4 protein-coding genes and 1 pseudogene are annotated in these 3559 nt (G+C 70.8%); all 5 read left to right on the top strand.

The window, feature by feature from the left end:
* Positions 1 to 364 (top strand): annotated as a pseudogene (locus VL973_RS11340) (4-(cytidine 5'-diphospho)-2-C-methyl-D-erythritol kinase); the annotation flags it as partial.
* Between the two features lie 169 nt (positions 365 to 533).
* Positions 534 to 1271 (top strand): N-formylglutamate amidohydrolase, encoded by a 738-nt coding sequence (locus VL973_RS11345; protein WP_325284131.1) that lies wholly within the window; start codon positions 534 to 536, stop codon positions 1269 to 1271.
* Positions 1268 to 1639, top strand: coding sequence for a hypothetical protein (locus VL973_RS11350; RefSeq protein ID WP_325284132.1), 372 nt, complete (start codon positions 1268 to 1270; stop codon positions 1637 to 1639). Before VL973_RS11345 ends, VL973_RS11350 begins: the two co-directional genes overlap by 4 nt.
* The gene (locus VL973_RS11355) at positions 1636 to 2997 is read left to right on the top strand and encodes an NAD(P)H-hydrate dehydratase (protein WP_325284133.1); all 1362 of its coding nucleotides are present in this window, start codon (positions 1636 to 1638) and stop codon (positions 2995 to 2997) included. Before VL973_RS11350 ends, VL973_RS11355 begins: the two co-directional genes overlap by 4 nt.
* Positions 2988 to 3559, top strand: a 572-nt coding sequence (locus tag VL973_RS11360; protein ID WP_475526680.1) for a class I SAM-dependent RNA methyltransferase, incomplete at its 3' end; no start/stop codon positions are given. The genes VL973_RS11355 and VL973_RS11360, both read left to right, overlap by 10 nt.

Below are 3559 nucleotides of genomic sequence, written 5' to 3' on the forward strand. Positions count from 1 at the left end.
GCTGGAGCCGCTGCCCGTGCTGCCGCCGATGCCGGTGCTGCTGGTCAATCCGCGCGTGCCGGTTTCGACGGCATCGGTGTTTGCCAAGTGGGACGGCGTCGATCGCGGGCCGATCGCCAGCGGCGATCCGCTGGCGGTGGCGATGGCGGGGCGCAACGACCTTGAGCAGCCGGCGCGGGCGCTGGTCCCGATCGTGGGCGACGTGTTGGCGGTGCTCAAGGATATGCCGGGCGTGCGCCTTGCGCGCATGTCGGGATCGGGCGCGACCTGTTTCGCGCTGTTCGACGATGTGGATGCACGTGCCGCTGCCGCCGCGATGACCCGTGCGCGTGGCTGGTGGTGTCTCGAAACGGCACTGTCGTGACAGTCGGAGTCCCGCGCCGGGACGTGGGTCCGCTTTCGCCTCTGGACGAATCATCCGGCATGGTTCTTGCGGATGAGCGGGATAGCGGGCCGTACGCCGGGAGCGGATCGTCTGCCGGTGGCCGGGCCTTCGGGCCTCGCCACCTCCCACGCGGTGGGGGCGTCGACACTTGACGAAACCGCAACCCCATCCGCCGGTGGTCGTCATCGACGGCACTGCCGACATTTTGCTGCTTTGCGATCACGCATCGAACCGGGTGCCTGATGGCATCGTGCTGGGTGTCGATCCCGACGTCATGCAGCGCCATGTCGCGGTCGATATCGGGGCCGAGCCGCTGACGCGCGCGCTGGCCGCGCGACTGGCGGCGCCGGCAATGCTCGCCACGGTTTCGCGGCTGGTGATCGACCTGCACCGCGAACCCGACCATCCCGCGCTGATCCCGGTCGAAAGCGACGGCGTATCGGTGCCGGGCAATGACGGGGCCGATCGGTTTGAGCGCATCGCGTGGTTTCACGCGCCCTATCACACGGCGCTGTCGCACGCCGTCACGGCGCGCAAGCCGCGCCTGATCGTCGCGATCCACAGCTTTACCCGCCAGCTTGAAACGGGTGGCAATCCGCCGCGCACACTGGAAGCGGGGGTTCTCTATAATCGCGACGTGCGCGCGGCGCGAGTGCTGGTCGCGGGACTGCGTGCACAGGGCATCGAAACCGGCGATAACGAACCCTATTCGGGTCGCGTGCTGAACGCCACGCTCAACCGGCATGGCGAAGCACGCGGCATTGCGTGCGTGTCGATCGAGGTCCGCAAAGACCTGATTGCGGATACGGGCGGCGTGGCGCGGTGGTGCAATATTCTGGCGCCGGTCATTATCGCCGCGCGGGACAGGATCTGGAGGGGCGAATGAGAAGCAGGCTCGGATGGCTTGGCGTCGCGGCGCTTGCGGGATGCGGTTCGCCGCCTGCCAACGATGCAGGCGGCGGGCAGGGTGGATCGCCATTGGCCGCCGCGCTCGAAATCCCGTGCGCTCCGCCGGGAGAGGCCGAACTGCGGCCGGTCTGCACCGTCGATCGTGTCCGCGATCCGGCGGGTGTCGTGCTGACGCTGCGGCTGCCCGATGGCGGGTTCCACCGGCTGCGCGTCAGCGAAGACGGCCGCACCGTCACCACCGCCGATGGCGCCGAGCCGGCGCAGGTGGCGACGGTCGGCAACCAGATCGAGGTGGCGGTGGGCGGCGCGCGTTTCCATTTGCCCGCCAGGGGCGACGGACCTTGATCGCGGGCGCGCCCATCGTCAGCGCCGATGCGATGCGCGCAGCGGAGAGCGCCCGTTTCGCAAGCGGCGTGACCCAGCACGAACTGATGGCGCGCGCCGGGGCTGCGGTCGCGCGCGAAACGGCGCGCTTTGCCATGGGACAGCCGGTGCTCGTGCTGGCGGGACCGGGGAATAACGGCGGCGACGGCTTTGCCGCCGCGCGATTGCTGGCGGCGATGGGGCTGGATGTGACGGTCGCGACGCTGGGGGATGAATGGCGCGGCGCGGCCGGGGCGATGCGCGCCGGCTGGTCCGGGCCGATCGTGCCGTTGTCGGAAGCGCCCGAACGCCCGGTGATTGTCGACGGGCTGTTCGGCATCGGCCTGTCACGGCCGATCGAGGGTGGCGTGGCGGGGGCGATCCGGCGGCTGCGGGGCGCTGCGCGATTCGTGCTGGCGATCGACATCGCATCGGGACTGGATGCCGATAGCGGCGCGGCGATGGGCATGGTGCTGCACGCGGACGCCACGCTGGCGCTGGGCGCGCTGAAGCGCGGGCATGTGCAGGGCGCGGGGATCGGCGCCAGCGGAGCGCTGCTGCTCGATCCGATCGGCATTCCGATCGGAAGCGACGTGACGATGCTGGCCCGCCCGCGCATCGCCGCGCCGGGCAGCGACGATCATAAATATACGCGCGGGCTGGTGGGCATCCACGGCGGCGCGATGGCGGGCGCGGCGCGCCTTTCCGCAGCGGCGGCGGCGCGCGGCGGCGCGGGTTATGTCGTGCTGGCCAGCGACGATGCACGCGTGCCGTTCGACGCCGTGGTGCACCGCGACGCCATCGACGCGGACAGGGCGGCGGCGGCGCTGATCGGGCCGGGGCTGGGCCGCGACGCCGGCGCGCGGGCGGCGGTTCGGGCATGGCTGGCAAGCGACCGGCCGCTGGTGATGGACGGCGACGCGCTGGCGCTGCTCTCGGTCGAGGCGCTCGCCGCGCGGCCTGCGCCGACAATCCTGACGCCCCATGGCGGCGAGTTCGAGCGGTTGTTCGGGCCGGTCGAGGGCGACCGGATCGCCGCCACGCTCGACGCCGCGCGGATCACTGGCGCTGTGATCGTGCACAAGGGTGCGGCCACCATCATTGCCGCGCCCGATGGTCGCGCGTGGATGGCGCATCCGTTCGCGTGGCTTTCGACGGCGGGGACGGGCGATGTGCTGGCCGGGCTGGCCGCCGCGCGGCTGGCGGTGGTGGGTGAACCGGTTCAGGCAGCGTGCGAGGCGGTGTGGCTCCATGCCCGCGCGGCAAGACTTGCGGGACCGGCGCTGGTCGCCGATGACCTGCCGATGCAACTCCCGACCGCGATCGCCGAATGTCTGTGACCCAAGATGAAATCATCCGCGTCGCCGCGCGGGGAGAGGGCGTCACCGCCAGCGGCCGCCATGTGCCGCTGGCCGCGCCCGGCGATCAGGTGCTGGGCGATGGCAGCATCGTGCCCGGCGCGCATCGACAGGCGGCACCTTGCCGCCATTATCCGGAATGCGGCGGCTGTCAGCTCCAGCATCTGGATGACGCCGCCTATGGCCAGTATCTGTCTGACCGTGTGATCGGCGCGTTGCAGGCGCAGGGGCTGGAGACCGATGTTCGCGCCCCGATCATCAGCCCGCCCCGCACCCGCCGCCGCGCGACGCTTCATGCCGAACGGCGCGGGCGACAGGTGCATCTCGGCTTTACCCAGGCGAAAAGCCATCAGTTGATCGACCTGGACGAATGCTGGGTGCTGGCGCCTGAATTGTTTGCGTTGATCCAGCCGTTGCGCGGCTTGCTGGCGGCGCATCTGCCCGCATCGGGGCGGATCGACGTGCATCTGACGCTGGCGGATCAGGGCGTCGACGTGTTGTTGAAAGGACGGCTGGCCGACGGGCTGGCCGCGACGGAGGCGAT

The organism is Sphingomonas sp., assembly GCF_035490575.1.
Taxonomy (GTDB): Bacteria; Pseudomonadota; Alphaproteobacteria; order Sphingomonadales; family Sphingomonadaceae; genus Sphingomonas.

What these genes read in the sequence shown, in the direction of transcription:
- VL973_RS11350 (WP_325284132.1), top strand. Translation starts at nt 1,268, where the DNA reads ATGAGAAGCAGGCTCGGATGGCTTGGCGTCGCGGCGCTTGCGGGATGC.